General features: G+C 42.5%; 22 protein-coding genes. 2 read left to right on the top strand and 20 right to left on the bottom strand.

The window, feature by feature from the left end:
* Nucleotides 1-672 precede the first annotated feature (672 nt).
* The 15 genes from DACSA_RS01440 to DACSA_RS01375 all read right to left on the bottom strand — a co-directional run bounded on the left by DACSA_RS01440 (nucleotide 673) and on the right by DACSA_RS01375 (nucleotide 8,998).
* Nucleotides 673-978 (bottom strand): helix-turn-helix domain-containing transcriptional regulator, encoded by a 306-nt coding sequence (locus tag DACSA_RS01440; protein WP_015228073.1) that lies wholly within the window; start codon nucleotides 976-978, stop codon nucleotides 673-675.
* The gene (locus DACSA_RS01435) at nucleotides 947-1,294 is read right to left on the bottom strand and encodes a type II toxin-antitoxin system RelE/ParE family toxin (protein ID WP_015228072.1); all 348 of its coding nucleotides are present in this window, start codon (nucleotides 1,292-1,294) and stop codon (nucleotides 947-949) included. Before DACSA_RS01435 ends, DACSA_RS01440 begins: the two co-directional genes overlap by 32 nt.
* A 140-nt stretch (nucleotides 1,295-1,434) precedes the next feature.
* A complete protein-coding gene (locus DACSA_RS01430) occupies nucleotides 1,435-1,656 on the bottom strand; it encodes a DUF2283 domain-containing protein (RefSeq protein ID WP_456297644.1) in 222 nt (73 codons plus the stop codon).
* A gap of 190 nt (nucleotides 1,657-1,846) precedes the next feature.
* Nucleotides 1,847-2,308: a DUF29 domain-containing protein gene (locus tag DACSA_RS01425; protein WP_015228070.1), complete on the bottom strand. Its 462-nt coding sequence runs from the start codon at nucleotides 2,306-2,308 to the stop codon at nucleotides 1,847-1,849.
* A gap of 44 nt (nucleotides 2,309-2,352) precedes the next feature.
* Entirely contained in the window at nucleotides 2,353-3,561 is a 1,209-nt protein-coding gene (locus tag DACSA_RS01420; RefSeq protein ID WP_041235254.1) for an RNA-guided endonuclease InsQ/TnpB family protein, read from the bottom strand.
* Nucleotides 3,494-4,138 carry an IS607 family transposase gene (locus tag DACSA_RS01415; RefSeq protein ID WP_015228068.1) on the bottom strand — a complete coding sequence of 215 codons (645 nt, stop codon included), beginning with the start codon at nucleotides 4,136-4,138 and terminating at the stop codon, nucleotides 3,494-3,496. The genes DACSA_RS01420 and DACSA_RS01415 overlap by 68 nt, the downstream gene beginning before the upstream one ends.
* An 80-nt stretch (nucleotides 4,139-4,218) precedes the next feature.
* Nucleotides 4,219-4,425 carry a hypothetical protein gene (locus DACSA_RS01410; RefSeq protein WP_041235253.1) on the bottom strand — a complete coding sequence of 69 codons (207 nt, stop codon included), beginning with the start codon at nucleotides 4,423-4,425 and terminating at the stop codon, nucleotides 4,219-4,221.
* A 3-nt stretch (nucleotides 4,426-4,428) separates the two neighbouring features.
* Complete coding sequence (locus tag DACSA_RS01405; protein WP_015228067.1) at nucleotides 4,429-4,917, bottom strand: DUF29 domain-containing protein; 489 nt, start codon at nucleotides 4,915-4,917, stop codon at nucleotides 4,429-4,431.
* A gap of 111 nt (nucleotides 4,918-5,028) precedes the next feature.
* Nucleotides 5,029-5,268 carry a type II toxin-antitoxin system HicA family toxin gene (locus DACSA_RS01400; protein WP_015228066.1) on the bottom strand — a complete coding sequence of 80 codons (240 nt, stop codon included), beginning with the start codon at nucleotides 5,266-5,268 and terminating at the stop codon, nucleotides 5,029-5,031.
* The gene (locus DACSA_RS01395; protein WP_015228065.1) at nucleotides 5,265-5,477 is read right to left on the bottom strand and encodes a type II toxin-antitoxin system HicB family antitoxin; all 213 of its coding nucleotides are present in this window, start codon (nucleotides 5,475-5,477) and stop codon (nucleotides 5,265-5,267) included. Before DACSA_RS01395 ends, DACSA_RS01400 begins: the two co-directional genes overlap by 4 nt.
* Nucleotides 5,478-5,511: 34 nt before the next feature.
* Nucleotides 5,512-6,000, bottom strand: coding sequence for a DUF29 domain-containing protein (locus DACSA_RS01390; protein ID WP_015228064.1), 489 nt, complete (start codon nucleotides 5,998-6,000; stop codon nucleotides 5,512-5,514).
* A 12-nt stretch (nucleotides 6,001-6,012) separates the two neighbouring features.
* Nucleotides 6,013-6,474: a DUF29 domain-containing protein gene (locus tag DACSA_RS01385; RefSeq protein WP_015228063.1), complete on the bottom strand. Its 462-nt coding sequence runs from the start codon at nucleotides 6,472-6,474 to the stop codon at nucleotides 6,013-6,015.
* Nucleotides 6,475-6,500: 26 nt separating this feature from the next.
* Nucleotides 6,501-6,665 (bottom strand): hypothetical protein, encoded by a 165-nt coding sequence (locus DACSA_RS20105; RefSeq protein ID WP_015228062.1) that lies wholly within the window; start codon nucleotides 6,663-6,665, stop codon nucleotides 6,501-6,503.
* Nucleotides 6,666-6,676: 11 nt separating this feature from the next.
* Entirely contained in the window at nucleotides 6,677-8,470 is a 1,794-nt protein-coding gene (locus DACSA_RS01380; protein ID WP_015228061.1) for an ABC transporter ATP-binding protein, read from the bottom strand.
* A 63-nt stretch (nucleotides 8,471-8,533) separates the two neighbouring features.
* Nucleotides 8,534-8,998, bottom strand: coding sequence for a DUF29 domain-containing protein (locus tag DACSA_RS01375; RefSeq protein ID WP_015228060.1), 465 nt, complete (start codon nucleotides 8,996-8,998; stop codon nucleotides 8,534-8,536).
* A 405-nt stretch (nucleotides 8,999-9,403) separates the two neighbouring features.
* Between DACSA_RS01375 and DACSA_RS01370 the strand changes: the two genes are divergently transcribed.
* Nucleotides 9,404-11,491 carry a M3 family metallopeptidase gene (locus DACSA_RS01370; RefSeq protein WP_015228059.1) on the top strand — a complete coding sequence of 696 codons (2,088 nt, stop codon included), beginning with the start codon at nucleotides 9,404-9,406 and terminating at the stop codon, nucleotides 11,489-11,491.
* 480 nt (nucleotides 11,492-11,971) lie between these two features.
* Here DACSA_RS01370 and DACSA_RS01365 read toward each other — a convergent pair whose 3' ends face one another.
* From DACSA_RS01365 to DACSA_RS01345, 5 genes are all read right to left on the bottom strand, one after another.
* On the bottom strand, nucleotides 11,972-13,396 hold the full coding sequence (locus tag DACSA_RS01365; protein ID WP_015228058.1) for a slr1306 family protein: 1,425 nt from the start codon (nucleotides 13,394-13,396) through the stop codon (nucleotides 11,972-11,974).
* A 107-nt stretch (nucleotides 13,397-13,503) separates the two neighbouring features.
* Nucleotides 13,504-14,100 carry a low-complexity tail membrane protein gene (locus DACSA_RS01360; protein ID WP_015228057.1) on the bottom strand — a complete coding sequence of 199 codons (597 nt, stop codon included), beginning with the start codon at nucleotides 14,098-14,100 and terminating at the stop codon, nucleotides 13,504-13,506.
* 310 nt (nucleotides 14,101-14,410) lie between these two features.
* A complete protein-coding gene (gene infB / locus DACSA_RS01355; protein WP_015228056.1) occupies nucleotides 14,411-17,563 on the bottom strand; it encodes a translation initiation factor IF-2 in 3,153 nt (1,050 codons plus the stop codon).
* A 184-nt stretch (nucleotides 17,564-17,747) separates the two neighbouring features.
* A complete protein-coding gene (locus tag DACSA_RS01350) occupies nucleotides 17,748-18,032 on the bottom strand; it encodes a YlxR family protein (RefSeq protein WP_015228055.1) in 285 nt (94 codons plus the stop codon).
* Nucleotides 18,032-18,598 carry an Npun_F5749 family FMN-dependent PPOX-type flavoprotein gene (locus DACSA_RS01345; protein WP_015228054.1) on the bottom strand — a complete coding sequence of 189 codons (567 nt, stop codon included), beginning with the start codon at nucleotides 18,596-18,598 and terminating at the stop codon, nucleotides 18,032-18,034. The genes DACSA_RS01350 and DACSA_RS01345 overlap by 1 nt, the downstream gene beginning before the upstream one ends.
* A gap of 1,148 nt (nucleotides 18,599-19,746) precedes the next feature.
* Between DACSA_RS01345 and deoC the strand changes: the two genes are divergently transcribed.
* The gene (gene deoC / locus DACSA_RS01340; RefSeq protein ID WP_015228053.1) at nucleotides 19,747-20,430 is read left to right on the top strand and encodes a deoxyribose-phosphate aldolase; all 684 of its coding nucleotides are present in this window, start codon (nucleotides 19,747-19,749) and stop codon (nucleotides 20,428-20,430) included.
* Nucleotides 20,431-20,462: the final 32 nt, after the last annotated feature.

Genomic DNA, 20,462 nt, shown 5'->3' with positions numbered 1-20,462 from the left:
TATACAAGTATAAATATTGGATTAACTTCTGCTCCCCCCTTTCCGTAAGGGGGGAATTAAAGGGGGGATCAAATATTTTCCACTAATTGTTCGATCCCCCCTAACCCCCCTTAATCAAGGGGGGAAATGAGTTCAAGGGGAGAACAACTGATTTAGGATTACTAGATTGTTTCTAATTTCTACAGAGAGCAAAGCTAACTGCTATACAAGTATAAATATTGGATTAACTTCTGCTCCCCCCTTTCCGTAAGGGGGGAATTAAAGGGGGGATCAAATATTTTCCACTAATTGTTCGATCCCCCCTAACCCCCCTTAATTAAGGGGGGAAATGAGTTCAAGGGGAGAACAACTGATTTAGGATTACTAGATTGTTTCTAATTCCTACAGAGAGCAAAGCCAACTGCTATACAAGTATAAATATTGGATTAACTTCTGCTCCCCCCTTTCCGTAAGGGGGGAATTAAAGGGGGGATCAAATATTTTCCACTAATTGTTCGATCCCCCCTAACCCCCCTTAATCAAGGGGGGAAATGAGTTCAAGGGGAGTGCAATCTCTAAAGGATATTCTTGCGTAGCGCGTAGGTCGGAGACCGAGCCGAAGAGCCTCGCGCCTCCTCCCGAAATATCAGATTAATTAATTTGTAGAACTTTCATGAAGATTTGATCTGAATTTTAAGTAACTGTAGAAATGGGAGATAATAACTTTACTTGTAAATCTAATTCGAGAATTTTTAGAACTTTATAAACTTCGACCAAGGTGGGATGTTGACTTTGCAGAAAATGATTTAAAGTGTTTTTCTCATCATTCGTTTTATCGAAATTATCCTGATTACTTTGATCAGCTTTAACTACATCTTTCAGAGCAGATAGAAATAAAATAATGCCACCTTCTTCTAAAGATTCTTGCAGATAGCCTAAGACAAATTCACGATCTTGAAGGTCACTGCTAAAAGTCTCGTGAAAATCTTTCAATTTCATTTTTATACTCTCTCCACAGTGCTTTGGCGTTTGTAATATCTTGAGCTTGACTACGTTTGTCTCCTCCTCCTAGTATAATTACCATTTCGTTGCCTTGACGAGCAAAATAAACTCGATATCCAGAGCCAAAGCTCATACGAAGTTCATAAACTCCTTCTCCCAAATTTTTCCAGTCTCCAAAGTTACCCAATTCTAATCTTTTAATTCTGACTAGAATACGTCTTCTGACTGATTTATCTTTGATTGAGTTATACCATTTCTCAAATGGACTAATTGCTTCTGTCGGTTCAAGAATTTTGATGATTATTTCTGACATAAGTATTACTATATATTTCAATAGTAATTTGATTTTAGTGCGCGATCGCGCCTCCTCCCGAAAGATCAGATTGATTAATTTGTAGAATTTTCATAAAAATTTTATCGGCTTTAAGCAATTATAGAAACATTTAGGAATACTTAAACAGGAAAGGCCTCAAATGCCATTTTCACTGGATCATTCTGACTGGGTTGAAAATTCAGTTTTTCAAACCCAATCACTCGACCGCTTTTATCCTTCATTAAAATAACTTCATCCCCTGTTTCTTCTGATTCAAACTCATCTTGAGGATTGCCAAACCAAACAGTCAAACTATTTCCTGTCCGATCATAAAAAACTTTTACTTGGGCGCATACCACAATTCCTTCTTTAAGATTTAATCTGAATTCTAAGTAACCGTAGAAACGGGAGATAATAACTTTTGATTCTGCTTCAAATACAATCATGATCGCGCTCTTTTCTACTTCTTGTCTAAGATTTGCTGATCAAGCTCAAGATAACGTTTAGCTTGCAACTCGATCGGATATTCTTCCCGCGCGATCGCGCTTGGGTTTAAGGCAACCAATTTTCATCTAAAATTTGATCGAACCGCGCGATCGGTTGAGAAGGGAAGGTGCTAAGAGGTAATCCTGATTTTTCCGATGCAATCACTCTCGCATCTCGATAAGATTGAGCAAAAATTTCTTTTAAGTACGAGTTTAAGCTCGGACTGTCTTCTAGCTGATATTTAATTTGTTGGCGGAAGTTAGCAATTTCTCCCCGCCAATGTCTGCGATTTCTCTCGGCTTCGTCTTCCCAGTATTTGAGTTTCAGCAGATGCTCCAATAGCCGTTTGAATAAACTTTGTAGTTTTCTTTTTTCCCGCCGACTCAAATCCGATACCTCATCAATTAGATTCTCCCAATCAATCGCTTCCAATTCTTGATTTTGCAGTTGCTTAATGGTTTCTATCACCCAGAGATAATAATCAGTTTCATAGAGTGTTTTTTGTGTTTGTTGAGAGTCTGCAACCATGTTGATTTTCCTTATATAGTCTGATAGTTCAAGACTGAACAATACTATACATTAATTGTAAAAGTAAAGCAGTCAGAGCGTACTTCGGAAAGTACGGTGCTATCCCACAACGCCTTGAGGAAATTCCCCAAAGCTCCTACAAAATCTCTTTTTAGAGAAAATCCACAGTTAGGACAAATAAACTGTTTTCTTCCGCCTAACTTCTGATGAATATGACCACAATGAGGACAAGTTTTCGATGTATATTCTTCGGTGTGACGGGTCAGAATCGAGCCATGTTTAGCGCACTGACACTCTAACACCTGAGAAAAACGATACATTGCCCAAGTCAGCATACTACGAGCCGTTTTACTCTGAATCTTTCTTTTGGCTTTACACACCATTTGGGAAGATTCATAAGTTGGTAACGCTATCACCCGATAGTTTTTAGCTAACCAACTCGCAGTCTTTCGGTGCATTTCATCAACCAGATTCCGAATTTTTCGTCGTTTCCGTTTCATCTTTTGATTAAGTTGATAACGGAGATGGCGATTTTTATGTCCTTTCAATAAGTCTCGTTGACTTTGCATCTTGTCTAAAGAACGGCACAATCTCACAATGCGATTAATGTCGCCTTCTCCAAACTCGATAAACTGATTACCATCAAATCCTGTTAGGAAAGTTCGTACACCAGGGTCAAACGCAATGAAACTTTCTTTCCCGTTGTCTTCTACTTCTGTATCTTGAGGAAGAGAAAGATAGAAATTACCATTTTTGTAAGTGACTTCTGGCGTGTAGTTTGGGTTAATCACACAAAAGCGTTTTCCGTTATCAGAACATTCAAATGCTCCTAAATCTCCCCAGTATTGGGGAAGCAGTTTCCCTTGTTTTAGGTCAGATGCTACCTTAAATTGGAGCGTTTGAGATTTGTCTCGGATGGAACGAAATCTTGCTATTTTCAATCCAGCTTTTGGTGATGGTTTCTTATTCTTGCCTTTACCCACATATTTGGGATTCTTTTTGGTTTTAGACCATGCGGAATAAGCCTCCATCACCGCTTGATCTAAGATGGCTGCAGGAAGTTCCTTTTTTAACCAGTCTGGTCTAATCTGAACCTTAAAAAAGGTTTTGAAGGCTTGCTTCCCCGTGCCTCCGATTCCTGTTCGATCGAAGCCTTGATGTTGGTTCAAGTATTCGATAGCCATGTTATACGCTTTCCGATTCAGTCTGACCCATTTTTTCAGAAGATGGCGTTGTTCCTTGGTTAGTACCATTCGATACTGGGTGCAAGTCTTGACGGATGGGCTGTTTGTACTTTCGGAGTCCGTATAATCGACAACTAAAGACGTGGATGATGGCAAGAATATCTTCGACCATTTCTCGTTCTGGAGAAAGGTCACTTTGTTGGAGAACCACGAGTTGACAACCTTGTCTTTCGCAGAGCCATTGGATAAGTTCAACACCGAAACGGGCGAGTCTGTCTTTATGACAGACCACAACCATTGAAACATCTCCTGAGAGAACTCGTTCCAATAGGTCACGAAGTTTTTTTCTCTTGAAGTTGAGACCCGACGCGATTTCTTTGACGAGTTCACCGTTGGGGAAACGAGTGAGAAGAAAGTCAGCCTGTCTTTCAAGGTCAGGTTTTTGAGCATGACTGCTAACTCTGGCATAGAGGAGAATTGCTTTTTCTGATTTATAAGGGTTGAGGACTGATTCGACGTTGTATCGTCTTTGTCCATTAGGGGTTCGGATGGTTTCGATTTTTCCAGCCTCATCCCATCGCAAGAGAGTTCTAAGGGAAACGCCGAGTTGTTCTTGGGCGACTCTGGCTGGTACATACTTTGACATTAAAAAAACAATTTAATTGACTATATTAGAGTCTAGCTTAGAAGTTAAGTAATGTCAATTGATGTGCAGTAATTGTTTTTCTAGCAATCAACTCTAATATCGGAAAATTCTGGAGAAAAGAGGGTTGCTTGGAAAATATTACCGAAGCGCGATCGCGCCACTAATTCAATGGCAGATTTTGCTAACCCTGAACCCAATAGCATCTTTGAACCATATACCCTAACCGCAAAAGCGGCTGCTTTTATATTTACCATCCAAGCGCGATCGCTGATCCCAGCATTGACCAAAGGTTAAGGCAACCAGTTTTCATCCAGTACCTGCTCCAAAGGCGCGATGTCCTTTGGACAGTCGCAAAGCGACATCGCGTTTTCAGGGAAATGATCTAACGGAAGTTCGGACTTATCGCTGACGATTGCTTTGGCATCTTCGTAGCATTGCGCTGAAATATCATGCAAATAGTTTTTGAGGCTCGGACTATCTTCCAATTCATCTCGAATCTGTTTGCGAAAATTGCGAATTTCACCTTTCCAATGAGATTGATTTCTCTCCCATTCATTCTGCCAGTATTTGAATTTTAGCAAATGTTCCCATAAATTTCTGAGGAGACTTTTCAGTTTCTTTTTCTCACGCCGACTCAAATCGGATACCTCATCAATCAAATTCTCCCAGTCAATTGTTTCAAATTCTCGATTTTGGAGTTTTTTAACTGTTTCGACTACCCAGAGATGATAATCGGTTTCATAGAGTTGTTTTTGTGCTTGTGGAGAGTCTGCGACCATAATTTCTGATTCTACTTGTTTTCATCTCAAACTTGATCGAGGGGCGCGATCGCGCTGGGAACTAGGGCTGAAATGAGGAGTAACTCGCTCATCAGGTTGGGGAGGCTTTAATTACAAGGTATTAATAATCTCAGCTTTGGCTACTCCTTTATGCCGAGAAACTGCTCGCAAAATACTATTCAACGTTCCTAAGCGCAAAGGATTATGGTTAGGAATACTAATTCTTTGATGACTGGGAATTTCAGTATCCAAAATAATATGACTTCCTTGTTGATGAACAACCTTGTAATCCCATTGGCGACAGAGAACCCTCGCGAAATCACTTCCTTTCAAATCTCTCGGAATTTTCATTGAATCACTAACATTTCTTCCTTAAGAAGATGTAATTTTACTTGAGGACAACTTGGCTGATCAAAATAATATCCTTTAACTGCTTCATTGACATTAACTCTTAATTCTTCCCAACTATCACCCTGAGTAAAAATATCCTCAGTTAAACATTCCGCGACAAAACCACCATCTTCTTCTTGAGAGACTTCAAAAACAATCACTGAATTCATTTTGACTCCTTTTTTAATATAATCTCAGCATAACTTAAGGCAACCAGTTTTCATCTAGAATCGTTTCTAAAGGCGCGATGTCCTTTGGACAGTCGCAAAGCGACATCGCGCTTTCAGGAAAAGACGCTAAAGGTAATCCTGAAGCTGTCGAAGCAAGTTTGCGTCCCTTTTGGTAGCATTCAGGATATACTTCCTTGATATATGGCTTTAAGCTCGGACTATCAGCTAAGATTTCTTGAAGTTGCTGACGGAAATTAAGAATTTCTCTTTTCCAATGTGCTTCATTCTCTTTAACTTGAGATTCCCAGTATTTCAGTTTTAGCAAATGTTCCACCAACCTTTTGAGTAAACTTTTCAATTTTTGTTTCTCTCGCCGACTCAAATCGGATACCTCATCAATCAAATCCTCCCAATCAATTGTTTCAAATTCTCGATTTTGGAGTTTTTTAACTGTTTCGACTACCCAAAGATGATAATCCGTTTCATAGAGCGTTTTTTGTGCTTGTGGAGAGTCTGCGACCATTTTGATTTTCCTTTACGGCAACCAGTTTTCATCTAGAATCGTTTCTAAAGGCGCGATCGCGCTTTCTGGAAATGTGCTTAGGGAAAGTTGAGAACGTTGGGAAGCAATTTTTCGAGCTTCGCTGTAACATTGAGGATAAATTTCCTGCAAATAAGGTTGCAAGCTGGGGCTATCTTCCAATTCATCTCGAATCAGTTGACGAAAGTTCGTAATTTCTGCTTGCCAATGTCCTTGATTTCTTATTTTCTCAGCTTGCCAATACTTGAGTTTCAGTAAATGTTCAATTAACTTTTTAAGCAGGCTTTTCAGCTTCTTTTTCTCACGCCGACTCAAATCGGACACCTCATCAATCAAATTCTCCCAGTCAATCGTTGCAAATTCTCGATTTTGGAGTTTTTTAACTGTTTCCACTACCCAGAGATAATAATCCGTTTCATAGAGTGTTTTTTGTGCTTGTGAAGAGTCTGCAACCATATTTTCTGATTTTACTTATTTTCATCTCAAACTTGCTCTAAGGGCGCGATCGCAGAAGCAAAACTCCCATCGAACCCGTTTTTGGCAAACCTGACTGTCTCCAGGCGCGATCGTCTGTTTTTCTCCTTTTCGGCGTAAACATCTTGATAGAAACGAGTTTCCCTTAAATCAACGTCTGTAAATCCCAACATTTTATGAGGCTTTAACTAATACCACTCGCCATCCTCATAAAACTTGCATTGCGATCGCGCAACTCTTCATAACTTCCCTGATCAACCACCTTCCCTCGCTCCATCAAATAAAGACAATCACAATTTTTAACCGTTGTCAACCGATGAGCAATCATAATCAAGGTTTTCTCCCCACTTAACTTCTCTACCGCCTCCATAATTCCCGCTTCCGTCTCATTATCTAACGCTGCCGTTGCTTCGTCCATCACTAACACTTGTGGATTATGATAAAGCGCACGAGCGATTCCTACCCGTTGACGTTGTCCTCCAGAAAGTCTCACTCCTCTCTCCCCAACTACAGTATCTAACCCTTGCGGTAATCTTTCTACTAATTCTTGGAGTTGCGCCGATCGAACCGCTGACCAGACTTGTTCATCAGAAATCTCTTCTTCTGGAATGCCAAAAGCGATGTTTCCCCGTAATGTATCATCACACAAATAAATACTTTGAGGGATGTAGCCAATTTGACTTTGCCATCCTCGTAACCCTTGCTGAATATCAACTCCATCTACTAGCACTCTGCCTTCAGTTGGTCGTAATAAACCTAAAATTACATCAACTAAAGTAGTTTTACCCGCTCCAGAACTTCCGATTAATCCTACTGACTTGCCTTGAGAGATTGTGATCGAGACCCGATTTAAAACTTCTTCTTCTGAACCAGGATAATGGTAAGAAACCGCATCTAAAGTTAGTTTATCCTTAAATGAAGGAACAGTCACCTCTACTTTTGATAAGAGATTTTTCTCATCTTCTAAAACCCTAAATTCATAGACAATCACATCAAGCGCATGACTACCAAATCGAACTCTATTCACACTATTCATTACTCGGTTCAGAGAAGGCATTAGTCGAAACGCAGCAGCTGCAAACAAGGATACGGTTGGTAAAACCTCTCCTGTTGCTGTTTCCTGTAAAACGGTAATCAAAACAATTCCTAATAGACCAAATACCGCTAAAGTTTCAAAATATAACCTAGGTAATTGTTGAATTGTTTGCACAAATTGCAATGATTTAACTAACTCTGAGCGATGGTGACTATGGCGTTTCAAGAAAAAATTTTCCCGACCCAGAAGTTTCGTTTCTTTCACTCCTCCTAACCCTTGATTAATTTGCTGGATGACTTGACCAGAATGATATTGCCTTTTTTTCCCTGATTCTGATAATTGTTTCTGAAAAATATTGTAAAAAATAAAACTCGCTATACCTAGCCCGATCGCAACGGCTAATGTTGCCATTGGTTGCAAGAATATTAACAGTAATACTAATCCCGTTAAAACGGTTACTTCTGTACATAGCATTACCAAAGGAATCAAAACTCCCATAAATAGTTGATTGACTTCTTGGGTAAGATTCCGAATTAATACTGCTGTATTCCTTTGCAGGTGAAACGTATAAGGTGCGCCTAGATAGCCATTGAGTAGCTTGTCTGCTACTTTCCTTTGTTTATTAAAAATAAAGCGGTGCTGTAGGTGATACATTATTGCTACATAAGCATTTTTTCCAACATAGATTAAAAGATAAATTAAACAAATAATCACTAAAAATTGCTCTGAAGAAGGCGAACCCAATGCTAAATAAATACGGTTAAGGATCGGTTGCTCCTGAATTAACTCAGGCTGACTTACTAAAGAGATGAAGGGAACAACAAACCCCACCCCTAACATTTCTAAGATACCACCAATTAGCAACAAGAAAAATAAACTGATGACTTGGATTTTCTCGCGACGCTCTAGCAGGTAAGAGAATTTCTTAAAGATATCGAGCATAAATAAGGTTAGTTATAGGGCGATTTAAGGTTATCCGATCTCCCTTAACCCCCTTTAATTTGTTTAAGGTAACCAATTTTCATCTAACACCTTTTCTAGGGGTGCGATCGGGGATTCAGGGAAATGGTCAAGGGGTAAGCCTGAGGCATCTGCGACTAATTCTCTTGCATCTTGATACAGTTCAGAAAATTGTTCTACAAGATATCTTTTTAGACTGGGGCTTGCTTTTAACTCCCGCTTAATTTTTTTGCGAAAATTACGAATTTCTCTTTGCCAATGGTTTTGATTTATTCCTCGTTCTGAATCCCAATACTTTAGTTTTAGTAGATGTTCTAAGAGTCGGGTTAATAAACTTTCTAATCTTCTTTTTTCTCGCCGACTCAAATCAGATATCTCATCAATTAAGCTTTTCCAATCAAGAGAATCTAGTTCTCGGTTTTGTAGTTTTTTAACTGTTTCTAACACCCAAAGATTATAATCCGTTTCATAGAGTTGCTTACATTTCTGATGACTGACTTCAGTTACCATAATCGATTTCCTTCTCTTGAAATCTCTGTTCTTTTTTCTTGATTCGGTTGAGACTGTAAAATTTGAAACTTCCACCAGTTAATATGAGTAACTCGGTAAGAGCGATCACGCTTGGTTTCTATCTTATTTCATCAAAGGAAAGGATAGATATAATTTTCACTCATTGATTTTAGACACACCAGTCCTGCTATTTCACCTCCTATCAATAAAAAGAGAGGCTACGGGGAGGGACTGAGATCATAAAGACCATCAAAGCCCAACTCCTAAAAAGCAAGCATTGTATTTCTTTAGATGTACAGACCTGAGCATAACTTAATTGTTCCCTAATTGTCAATTGGATAGGTTGCATTTTTTGCGATCGCGCTATTGTAAAAAAAGGTAAAGCAATAAGAGAAATCAAAAAGCATGACAGCGACAGCAACCAAACCGAATCCCTTACTAATTGGAGAAGGATTACCACCATTTCCCGACATCAAACCGCATCATGTTGTCGAAGGAATTAAACAACTGTTAGCCGAATTAGACCAAGAACTCACCGCGATCGAAGCCACTGTCACCCCCACTTGGGAAGGCGTGGTCGAACCACTGACCGCTATTGAAGAAAGACTGACTTGGAGTTGGGGAATTGTCAGTCATTTAATGGGCGTAAAAAATAGCCCTGAGTTGCGAGAAGCCTACGAAACAGTGCAACCTGATGTTGTCAAATTCATCAATAAACTGAATCAAAGCAAACCCATCTATGAGGCTTTCAAAACCCTCCGCAACAGTAACGAATGGGATCATCTCGACTCAGCACAGCAACGCATTGTAGAATCCTCTTTACAGGAAGCCGAATTATCGGGTGTGGGTTTAGAAGGGGAAACCAAAGACCGCTTTAATGCCATCCAATTGGAATTAGCAGACCTCTCCACGCAATTTTCTAATCATGTTCTGGATGCAACCAAAGCCTTTAAACTCAAACTCACTTCCCCTGATGATGTGGTCGGTTTACCGCAAAGTGCGCTCAGTTTAGCGGCGCAAACGGCTCGTCAAGAGGGAGACGAAAACGCTACTGCCGAAAACGGTCCCTGGGTAATTACCCTTGATTTTCCGAGTTTTGTTCCTTTTCTGAAACATAGCCAACGGCGAGACTTACGAGAAACTGTCTATCGATCGTTTATCACTCGCGCTTCTGAGGGAGATTTAGATAATCAACCCATTATTAAGCGGATTCTGAAGTTACGGCAAGAAAAAGCTCATATTTTGGGCTTTGATAATTATGCTGAATTGAGTTTAGCTCGTAAAATGGCGCCGAGTGTGGAAGCAGTGGAAACCTTACTAGAAGAGTTACGCCAAGCAAGTTATGAGGCAGCGATTTCTGAACATGAAGAATTAAAAGCCTTTGCCAGAAGTAAAGGTGCATCCTACGATCTCAAACATTGGGATATTAATTTTTGGTCGGAAAGACAACGGGAAGAAAAGTTTGCTTTTAATGCGGAGGAGTTACGTCCCTATTTTTCCCTCCCACAGGTGTTAGAAGGGCTATTTGGGATTACTCAACACCTTTTTGGCGTGACGATTACCGCCGCCGATGGAGAAGCGCCAGTTTGGCATGAAGATGTCCGTTATTTTCGCATTCAGGATGATCAAGGAAACCCAGTGGCGCATTTTTATCTTGATCCCTTTTCTCGTCCCGCGGAAAAACGCGGTGGTGCCTGGATGGATGAATGTCTCAATCGTGGCAAAATGAAAACGGAGACGGGAGAATTAAAAACTCGTTTACCAGTGGCGTATCTCACTTGTAACCAAACCCCGCCAGTGGATGGTGAACCAAGTTTAATGACCTTTGAAGAGGTGGAAACCCTGTTCCATGAGTTTGGGCATGGGTTACAACATATGTTGACACAGGTGGATTATTCCCAAGCTGCAGGGATTAATAATGTGGAATGGGATGCGGTGGAATTACCGAGTCAGTTTATGGAAAATTGGTGTTATCATCGCCCCACTTTGTTCTCGATGGCGAAACATTATCAGACGGGAGAATCTTTACCAGAGGAATACTATCAGAAGTTACTGGCGGCGCGGAATTATCGCAGCGGTTCGATGATGCTACGTCAACTTCATTTTAGTTTCCTGGATTTGGAGTTACACGCTCACTTTGATCCCGATCGTGAAGAAACTCCTGCACAAGTGCGCGATCGAGTGGCAAAAACAACCACTGTTGTTCCTCCTCTCCCAGAAGATGCCTTTTTATGCGGTTTTGGACATATCTTTGCTGGCGCATACGCTGCGGGATATTACAGCTACAAATGGGCGGAAGTTCTCAGTGCGGATGCGTTTGCAGCGTTTGAAGAAGCGGGATTAGATGATGATCACGCCCTTGCTGAGGTGGGTCAACGTTTCCGTAACACGGTCTTAGCTTTAGGTGGATCACAACATCCGATGGCGGTATTTAAACAATTCCGAGGACGTGAACCCAAAACTGAACCCTTGTTAAGACACAGTGGGTTATAGAGTCGTAGTCGTAGGGTGGGCATTGCCCACCTGATACAGTAGTCGTAGGTTGGGTGAAATGAAATGTAACCCAACGGAACTTCTGGTGTTGGGTTTCGCGTAGAGACGTTCCATGGAACGTCTCTACCCAACCTACATTTTTGTCCTTTGTCTTTCGTCCTTCGTCCTTTGTTCTTTGTTTTCCAATGATTAATGACCAATGACTAATGACCAATGACTAATGACTGATTGGTGTTGGGTTTCGTGTGGAGACGTTCCATACTTCGACAAGCTCAGTAACAGGAACGTCTCTACCTAATGACTGATTGGTGTTGGGTTTCGTGAACTCCACCCAACCTACGTTTCTAATGACTGATTGGTGTTGGGTTTCGTGAACTCCACCCAACCTACGTTTCTGATTGGTGTTGGGTTTCGTGAACTCTACCCAACCTACGTTTCTGATTGGTGTTGGGTTTCGTGAACTCCACCCAACCTACGTTTCTAAATTGCAGTTACTTGATTACCTTTGAATAATCGCTCTTTTCCTTGCTGCAATAGATTTTTTAATAAAGCTGTCCGTTGATTGTTTTGGAAGACTTGCTTGATTTTTTCTTGGAGTCGGTTGAGATTGAATCCTTCTCCTGTTGTCTCGCTAATTTCTTGTTCTTGGAAGTATTCAATGAGACTTAAACCCGCAATACGGGTAAGATAAGCGGCGCTAAATCCTTGGACTGTTCCACCCGCAACATAAGTGACGGCGTTGGTTTTTAATAGGCTGGTTATGGTTTGGGTGGAAAATTCCACTAAACCTAACTGTACCATCTGTTTTCCCAGTGTTCCCGCTACGGTTTGCGCTTGCTGCCAAGAGAATTTTTGTTGGTAGATTTTCCCTAAGTCGAAGACAAGCTGGGTGTTAATGGCTGCGGTGGCGAGTAAGTCTAAACTACTGACTGGGTTGGCAAATGCGGTTCCGGCGGCAATCCATTGATATTGTTCGATATAAGGGAGGGAACGCTGACGACGAATTGCGTTAAGGATGGTTTTTGCTTCTTTTTTCAGTAGTTGCGCTTTACGCCAGGTGCTTTGATAGAGGAGGGTTGTTTTTTCTTCGTTGAGAAGGTGGTTTAAGTGGGTTTGTAAGGTCTCAATTTCAGGTGAAGGGGTTTCTAGCCATTCTTCCTGGCTGTTGTCGGTTTTGAATTTTCGTACTTTGATCGGTGCGGGGTCGGCGGTGGTGGTGATAAGATTGCTTTCAGGGAAGGTTTCACTTAACCGCGTTTTTAGTTGTTTGAGGATGACGGCTTGTTGTTCGGGAGAATAATGATCTTGTTTGTTGAAGACAACTAGGGTTTTTTGTTGCAGTTGTTTCCACTGGTTTAGGGTTTGATATTCGGAGTCGGTGAGATCGCCGTTGACGATAAATATCGCAATTTCACGCTGCAGAATGCTGTTTTCGATCGCGTCGCTTTGATCATCATTCTGATAAAGTGCCGAGGTTTCTATAATATTGTGATTACTTACCGTCAGCGCTTCTTTTAAGCGGGTTTTCCCGACATTTTTGCCGCCAGTGATGGCGATGTTTAAGGTGGCTCGATCGAGGTTTTGGGGAAGTTCCTCCAGACGCTTTTGCAGTGAGGAAAGCTCGGTTTCGGGTGCGTCGGTGCGAATTTGATCTAAAATCTTTTGCACCTGCTCGATCGCGCTTTCTACGGCTTTCTGATCAATTTCTGGTAACGCCACTGGCGAAGGCGTTTGGGCTTTTCTTCGTGATTTGAGCCACCAAAATCCTGTTCCTAGCGCGATCGCGGTGGGAATTCCTAATTCTCCAAAACCACTTAAGGAATCTTGAATGGTCGAACCAATCCACAACAAAAAAGATAACCCCACACCCGTCACTAAAATTGGTTTTCGTAGTTGCACCGCCATAACTTCTTCTCCCTGAGCAGTCTAGACACACCTTTCTAATATCTTAAGCCATTTTCGGTTAATTTCCTTAATCTAAGCGCGATCGATCCCGATATTTTGAGCAAACCCTAATTTGATTCTAGATCAGGTTTAATGTTAGGCAGAATCTGTTTCACTCGGAAGCCAGGGACAAAATAGTTACTGGTGATTTCTTCAGGGGGATCAGGGGTAAACTGGGCTAATTGTTCCCCACTGGTGATCAAAATACCAATAACGCTGAGGGGAACTTGTAAAAATAAATTACTCGCCAAAAACGCAAACGCCGCCACTGCTAATCCGATCGCGTGATTAGGAAAAGGGCTAATGGTCGCCACTAATGGCGCGTAACGAGCAATGAACCATAATCCCACCAACAGCCCGATCGCGCCTAACCCCGTTAAAATGCGGTGTTTTGCCGTCTTAAAGCCCTTTAAAATCTGTCGTTGCGGTTCACTCAACTGATCGGGTTGTAAGGCAAGTAAAAGGACGCTATAAATATCAAACGGTCGCACCCACTGCATCAAGGTAATGGGAATCGTTCCCACTGCTGCCACGATCGCTAACTCAATAAACAGAGGAAAAATCGGTTTTCCCGCAGCGATTCCTAACCACACCAATTCTAACCATAGAGGAAGAATTGCTAATCCTGCCAAATGAATCCATAAATAAGGTTCTTTTTTATACATTCCTAACTCCCAGTTTTAATTCGCTTGAAATCTAATGTAGAGACGTACCATATAGCGATCCTATAGCAATCCCAAATCATTTGTAAAAAATTGATTAATGAAAGCCCCCATTATTGGGGGTTTGGGGGCAAAACGATTTACGAATCACCTAGGATTGCTATATATCTTATGTAAAAAGTTGACTCACGAAAGCCCCCCAAAATTGGGGGGTTGGGGGGCGAATAATTTACAATAATTGGGGGGGTTGGGGGCGAATAATTTACAATTCATTTAGGATTGCTATAGCACGCCCCTACAGGAAAACATCTGATTATTTAGTCTTCAAAGTGCGACGTTTCATCACCATTTCGTAAGCCTCGATGATGTCTCCCTCTTTCCAATCATTGAACTTGTTAGAACCGACACCACATTCAAAACCTGATTGAACCTCTTTGGCATCTTCTTTCACCCGTTTCAGGGAGTCCATATTGCCGTCATAGACCACTTCTCCGTTCCGACGCACTCGCATCCTTCGATTACGCACTAAGCGCCCAGACTGGACATAACAACCAGCTGCGAAACCGCGCCCCACAGGGAACACTGCTCGCACTTCTGCTGTTCCTAATGGCGATTCCACTTCTTCAGGATCAAGAAGACCTTCCATTGCGCCTTGAATCTCATCTAGAAGTTTATAGATGATGTCGTATTCTCGCACATCTACCCCTTCTCGATCGGCCGCCGCTTTGGCGTTAGAAGCAAGGGTGGTATTAAACCCAATAATCACCGCACCACTGGCAGCCGCCAGGTCAACGTCGGTTTCGGTGACTTCCCCAGGCGCTGCATATAAAACGCGGATTTGCACTTCACTTTGCGGGAGTTGCGATAAGGAACTTTGGATCGCTTCCACTGACCCTTGAACATCGGCTTTGATGATCAAATTCAGTTCTTTGAGTTCCCCTTCTTGCGCCTGTTCAGACACATTACTGAGTGTTACCCGACGAGAACTTGCTGCCCGTTGGAGGCGAGAACTTCGCATTTCCGCCGTCCGTTCGGATGCGATCGCACGAGCTTGTTTTTCGTCCGCATACACAGCAAACTCGTCTCCTGCTCTGGGAACTTCTCCTAAACCGAGGATTTCCACGGCAAAAGAGGGACTCGCTGCTTCGACTTTTTGACCGCGATCGTCAATCATGGCGCGAATTTTACCGAAACAGGGCCCTGCGACTATCACATCTCCCACGTGCAATGTGCCATTTTGCACCAGTAATGTCGCAACGGGACCACGAGCGCGATCGAGATTCGCCTCAATCACCGTTCCTTTTGCCAGTCGATCGGGGTTTGCAGAAAGTTCTTCTAATTCAGCAACCAGAATAATCATTTCCAGCAATTCATCTAAATTTTCCCCTGTAATCGCACTGACACCAACCATCGGCGTATTACCACCCCATTCTTCGGGAACTAACTCATGTTCCGTCAACTCTTGCTTCACGCGATCGGGTTGCGCTCCCTCCTTATCCATCTTATTAATCGCCACCACAATGGGAACGCCTGCCGCTTTGGCGTGACTAATCGCCTCTTGGGTTTGTGGTTGTACCCCATCATCTGCAGCCACCACTAAAACAGCAATATCCGTCACCTTTGCGCCTCGCGCTCGCATCGAAGTAAAGGCTTCGTGACCGGGAGTATCAAGGAAGACCACCTGTCGGGTTTCCCCTTCATGTTCCACATCCACATGATACGCACCGGTGCGCTGAGTAATTCCCCCTGCTTCTCCCGCCGCCACTTTGGTTTTGCGAATGGAATCCAAAAGACTGGTTTTCCCGTGATCCACGTGACCCATAATCGTAATCACTGGCGGACGGAACTGAAGATGATCCAAGTCTTCTGTATCCAGCATCTCGGTTTTTGTCGCTGCGGATTTTTCTTCTGGGGTTTCCACTTGTACCCCTAAATCTTCCGCCACGAGACGAGCGGTTTCCAATTCTAGCGTCTGAGTAATATTGGCTTGGATGCCGCGATTAATAAAGAGATTCTTAATAATCTCCGTTTCCGACACCGCCAGCATTTCTGCTAATTCAGGCACAGCTACGCCTTCCGTCAAAATAATACTTTCGGGACGTTCTTTTTCTGGCTCTTTCTCCTGACGCTGATTCCGTTGGGAAGACTGTTGACTGCTTCCCCCTTTATTTTTCTTCGGTTTACTGGGAGCCGCTTTTGGGGGAGGAGAAGAGGGAGAAGCGGTTTTTTGTAACGCCTCTGGTTTCGGGGGACGTTCCAAAGAACGCAGCGCAATGGACTGCTCTTCTGTTGTTCCCAACTCTTCTTCTAGAGCCAACTCTTCATCATCATCCTCAATGATTGGTTTCGGACGACGTTTTTTCTGAGCTTTCGCTTCAACTTTTTCTGGGTCTTCCTCTTCTTCTTCCCAACCTTTTTTCTTCCCAGTGCGAGTTGGCGCATCCACTCGTTTCGGACGAGGACGTTTCGGTTGTTCTAATAACAACTCATTCTCATCCGTTGTTTCCTCTTCCGCTCCCTCATCATCTTTAGCTGTTTTGTCTAAATCAGAATCATCGGGTGGGGTCTTCTCTTTTTCTACTTTCCCCCGTGTTGGTTTCGCCAACATCTTCGGTTTCACCGGTTTTTTCGGTTTCACCGGTTTTTCTTCTGTTTTCGTCTCTGGTTTCGCTTCTTTCGCTTCTACGGGTTCCTCTTTAACCTCTTTCGGTTCTGGTTGCGGCTGTGGTTTCGGTTTGGCTGACTTTAAGGTGGGTTTTTCTACCTTCTTCGATTTATCGCCAGTTTTTCCTTCTTTTTTCGGGGGTTTTGGCTTGCTAGGGGGGCCTATTAATTCTTTCCCTTCACTTTCTTCCGAAGGCGTTTCCACCGATTTTGAAGCTGGGGGAGTCGGAGGAGTCACTGACGAAACCTTCTCTTTTTGTTCTACTTTTGTTTCTTGTTCTACTGTTGGCTTGGTTTCTTCAACAGTAGGTTTTTCTGGTTGCTTTTCCTCTTTAATTTCCTGCGACGACTCTGAAGAAACAGATGGGGGAGTTTCCACCGTCGCCGCCGTCGGCTTTTTCATTTTGGGTTTCGGTTTCACCTCTTTTCCCGCATCCTTATATTTTGGTTCTTCTGGACGACGAGGGGGTCCTTTTAGTTGTGGTGAATCACCACCGTTTTCTCCGTTTCTTTCTGCTGATGATTGATTTTCCACACGCGATTTATTGTGTCGGACTTCTAATATTTGGTGACTTTTTTGGGATTTTTTACCGTTTCTAGCGTTACCGCTACCATTTCCATTTTGCTGTTGCTTGATTACGTCTCCTTTTTCCACAGTGGCTCGGATACGCTCCGCATCAGCTTCAGAAATACTATTACTATGAGTTTTTGCTGTGATGTTTAACTGATTACAAATGTCCAATACTTGTTTATTCTCTAAGTTTAATTCTCGTGACAAATCGTATATTCTGACCTTAGTCATCCACTATCCCCCGTCGGTTTTCTTGATTTTCTGTTGTTTTAGAGCATAAGTTTTGCCCCTTAATCACAGTAGTTGTTTACAGTTGGTCATCAAAAAAATTGATCTTTGATGACATTTGGTTTGGTTTATGATGTATATTTAGTACGAAGGTTACTTCTCCTACCTACATTTAACCCTAAGTTCATTATTGTACCAACGATTTCAAGTTTTCTGAGCTTTCTCTTCCGTTGATGCGGTTTTCAAGCTCTTGGTAAATTGTGGGAGGAATTTTCGCTTTGATGGCGCGTCCTAAACGGTTTTTGTGTTGCGCTGTTTTCAAGCAACTGGCGCAAGGACACACATAAGCCGATCGTCCCATCCCTTGATCCAATTGTATCTTTCGGGATGGATGGACTCTCACGATTCGTAAAAATTCTTCTTTCGGAGCAATTCGCCGACAACTTAAACAACGTCGATAGTTTTTTTCCATCAGGGGTTAACTTCAGTTACAGACCAGTTTTGATCATCGTCTAGTACATAAAGATAACGATTTTGAGGGTTTCCTTTCAAGGTTAAATAATCTACTTTTTTCGGGTTAAAAAGCAGCACGGTAAAGGTTTCTGGGATGTCATCGAGAGGGGTTTCAGGGAAAGCGTCTGTGGTGCGTTTGGCTTTCGGATGCGGGAAGAAAAATAATAATCGAGATTGATCGGAAAGTTGTTCCCAAATTTTTTCGCGCAGGGAAGCTAAGGCGGTGTTTTCTGAGTTAATCACGGTCAGTGAACCGCTAAAGCGAAATTGCTCGCGAGATTTGGTGAAATACCAACAAATTTCTCCTTGAGGCTGTTGTTGGAGATGAGCGTTTTTTTCGCTCCGAGCATCACTGATGATTTGTAATTCGTTACTCCGATCGCGGAAGCCTCGGAAAACAACGGTACGGTTAGCTGGTTCTCCGTTGGGGGTGATGGTCGCCAGTTGGAAAAACCGAGAGTCGGGGTGGGAACGGTTGATGTGCAACGATCGCGCGATCGTGCTACGCCAGGGAGCTAAGGACATGAAAAAATCTCAGACGTTCCTGCTAGTTATAGCGCAGTTTTAAAGGAATCGCAACACTTTTCCTGATCAGTGACCAGTGACCAGTAAAAGGTAGGTTGGGTGAAGGTCACGAAACCCAACAACAATCAGTCAAAGGTAGGTTGGGTGAAGGTCACGAAACCCAACAACAATGATTAGTCAAAGGTAGGTTGGGTGGAGAGCAACGAAACCCAACAACAATCAGTCAAAGGTAGGTTGGGTGGAGGTCACGAAACCCAACAACAATCAGTAGATGGGGCTACGCTTCACGCTACCTAACCAACGAGATCAGGATTAATTTGTGAACTTTCCGCGCCTAAAGCCCGATCGAGCATCGGTGGCACTCCGATTAAGAGAATAAAACATAATTAAGGGTTATAATAGCGAGGGTGGTCAATAACCAAAACAATTGTATCGGTTCATCGGTAGAAGCTGACTCAAATGCGTTCACCGTCAATCCTCACTTATTTAGTTACCCCTTTCATAAAACAGAGCATTTGTCAACCTCTCGTTACAAAACTTATAAATCGGTTGTCAAAATTGGTGTCACCTCTGCTTTAAAAACTTGACAAAACTTTCGCAACGGTCACGAGATAATAGGCGATCGAAGGGGATAAATTGCTAAAAAGACAGAACATCCCGTGGGATTATCGTTTTCCCAACTATAGCTGAAAAGCCGTAATTTCGTCAATATTTCTGTCCGATTTAATTTGGTTAAGAACTGTAAAGAAGACGGTTTGATACGGAAATTTAATCTAATTCTGATAAACTGATTATTATTTCTAATATAAACTTGACAAAAATCCGAAAAGCATAATTAAATTATTGGTTCGATGATGTTGGGTTACGCTTTCTCTCCACCCAACCTACGCTCTTGGTGTTGGGTTACGCTTTCTCTCCACCCAACCTACGCTCTTGGTGTTGGGTTACGCTTTCTCTCCACCCAACCTACTTTTTTGTCCTTTGTCCTTTGTCCTTTGTCCTTCGTGATTCAGTCAGAGAGTAGTTTTCCCAATGACCAATGACCAATGACCAATGACCAATTGTTGTTGGATTACGCTTTCTCTCCACCGAACCGACTGGTTGTAGTGTGTTAGGGATATAATGGTGTCTTTAAAGCAACCAAAATGATGGATCAGAATATCGATATTGCTCCCACGATTGACCACGCCCTCTTAAACCCGACGGCGACTGAGGAGGATGTAAAACAATGTTGTCATCAAGCATGGCAACATAACTTTGCTTCGGTTTGTGTTTATCCGAATGCAGTGCGCCAAGCAACTGAATTATTACAAGGAAAAGCACCTGTTGTTTGTGCGGTGATTGGTTTTCCCACTGGAGCGACGACTACAGCGAGTAAACTTTATGAGGCACAAGAAGCGGTGGAAAATGGCGCAACAGAATTAGATGTGGTGTTGAATTTAGGATGGATTAAAGGGGAAAATCCCGATCGAGCGAACCGAGAAATTGCCCAAATTTGCGAAGAAACTGGCGTTACCATCAAAGCCATCATCGAGACGGGATTACTTAAGGAAGCGGAAAAACAGTTAGCTGTAGAACTCTGTTTAGATGCGGATGTGGCGTTTATTAAGACAAATACTGGCTGGTTTGGTGGCGCAACGGTTGCTGATGTGCAATTAATTCGGGAAATTGCGAAAGGACAAGTGGGGATCAAAGCATCAGGGGGAATCCGTACTCTAGAAGGAGCGATCGCGCTACTGAATGCGGGAGCAAACCGTTTAGGAACATCTCGTGGCTTACAATTGCTTCAACAGCAGAAAAAAATCAGTTACCCAGAGGATGCGGAAAGCTAGGTTTTCCCTGCTATGGTGAGAATTGGTGTCTT

The organism is Dactylococcopsis salina PCC 8305 (genome assembly GCF_000317615.1).
Lineage (GTDB): Bacteria > Cyanobacteriota > Cyanobacteriia > Cyanobacteriales > Rubidibacteraceae > Halothece > Halothece salina.
Note: the sequence above shows the minus strand (reverse complement) of the source record. Positions and strands in the feature narration are given on the sequence as shown.